A 407-nucleotide genomic window follows, 5' to 3' on the forward strand; every position below is an offset into this window, starting at 1 on the left:
GCGAGGCGAGACAATAGGAATGGCATTACGGTAATCCCCGGGGCGTCGAGCGAACCCGGCAGGGACCTCCCGCGAACGGCCGACATCCGCGCCAGCCGGACGCGATTGCGACCGGCACGCATGCCCGTGCGGTCCCCACCGCACACGTCGTCGCTCGACGGAGTACCGTGCCGCGGCCACCCCCTGGGCCAGGCAAGAGCGACCAGACGCCGGCAGGTCTCCTGGCTCACGGGTCATCACACGATGCACGGCCTTCCCAGGCCCTCATGACGAAACGTCTGGCCCAGTGGCTGCTCCTTCCTTTGCAGGAAGAAGCGAAATGCATCGCGCTCGCCGCTTACAGTTGCAGGGACAGCCTCGGCTTCAGGTGGCAAACCACCCTCACCGCGTTCCCTATTAAGCCCCTT

At 66.1% G+C, this 407-nt stretch carries 1 riboswitch.

From position 1 onward, the window contains the following. Nucleotides 1-194: 194 nt before the first annotated feature. A riboswitch (cobalamin riboswitch) is annotated at nucleotides 195-407 on the minus strand. This riboswitch is flagged as partial in the annotation.

Source organism: Sphingomonas sp. CFBP 13714 (assembly GCF_014842205.1).
Classification (GTDB): domain Bacteria; phylum Pseudomonadota; class Alphaproteobacteria; order Sphingomonadales; family Sphingomonadaceae; genus Sphingomonas; species Sphingomonas aerolata.